1 protein-coding gene and 1 pseudogene are annotated in these 1,132 nt (G+C 43.2%); both read left to right on the forward strand.

Translation table 11 applies throughout. From position 1 onward, the window contains the following. Positions 1-344, forward strand: a pseudogene (locus HMPREF3091_RS05635) (pyocin); the annotation flags it as partial. Then, a complete protein-coding gene (locus HMPREF3091_RS05640; protein WP_070714703.1) occupies positions 341-808 on the forward strand; it encodes a DUF6392 family protein in 468 nt (155 codons plus the stop codon). The pseudogene HMPREF3091_RS05635 and the gene HMPREF3091_RS05640, both read left to right, overlap by 4 nt. The last annotated feature ends 324 nt before the right edge of the window (positions 809-1,132 follow it).

A 1,132-nucleotide genomic window follows, 5' to 3' on the forward strand; every position in this document is an offset into this window, starting at 1 on the left:
AGGGGAAATATGAGGCTGACCATATGCCTTCGGCTGCGGCGGTTAGAGCTTATTTGAGGAAGAAATATCCAAAACTTGATGCCAAACAATTAGACAGAATGGTCAAGGATGTTGCTTCTATCGTTATTCCTAAAGAGGTTCATCATCAAGTTAGTGAAACTTTTGGCAAGCGCAACAATCCTGAGCAAATCGAGTCAGATGCGCGAGACTTACGGGCAGCAGCGGACCATAATCTTGATGCCATCAAGCCTGCATTGAAAGAGCATGGTGCAACAGATCAGCAGATCGAAGTTGCGCGCGAGAAAATGCATAAAATTAATGACAGCATGGGGCTATACAAATGACCGTGAATGTAGAAGCGTTGATAAGAAGTATTGGTAAAAGCTATCAGGAAATTCTTGATGCGGGGTTAATTCCATACAAAACAAAACCAACAGGCTATCCAGGAGATCCTGATATATCTTTGGATATGGCTAAGGAAGGAGTGCATTTAACCTTTAAGCGTGATGATCGCAAGCTGTGGTCAGTTATACTAACCATCCAAAATCATAATGTTAAGCACTGGACATTTCCTAATGAAATGCCCTCTCCTTTGCAACAAACTATGTCACGGTCATGGATGCATGAGACATTTGGGAGTCCAGAACGTAGCTCGCCACCAGAAATTATTATGAAGCGCGAATTTGGTTGGAGTGATGTGTTCACTCTCGAAGACTTTCAAGTTCCTATGAGTTTGCAAGTAAACTATGACGTAAAAGATATGGTTGAATCAGTTGTGTTTTTACCAACGTCAGAATTACGCTGGTAGGTTTGTCATAGTGCTCTGGTCTATTTGTATGACATAGAGTGTGTGACTACAACCTTTACTGAAGGCCGTTCTATTGTTTAGGACGGCCAAAGTGGTATCAAGCCAGTTCAAGTTTGTCATATATCAACCATTCACCAACTTTCTCGCACATTCCCACAACCATCATCTTAAAGATAGCAGCGGATGCGGCTGAACAAGCCCCACCTTCGTCGGATATGAGAATCAGGCACTTATCCCCAAAAGGCTATCACACACCAACGGAAAGCGGTTTATCCGAAGTACCGGTACGTGAGATGAAACTCAACACCCAGACTGGGCTGTATG

Origin of the sequence: Hafnia sp. HMSC23F03, from assembly GCF_001816025.1 — a bacterium.
Lineage (GTDB): Bacteria > Pseudomonadota > Gammaproteobacteria > Enterobacterales > Enterobacteriaceae > Hafnia > Hafnia paralvei.

Coding starts and splice junctions, on each gene's coding strand:
- HMPREF3091_RS05640 (WP_070714703.1), top strand. CDS start 341: ATGACCGTGAATGTAGAAGCGTTGATAAGAAGTATTGGTAAAAGCTAT.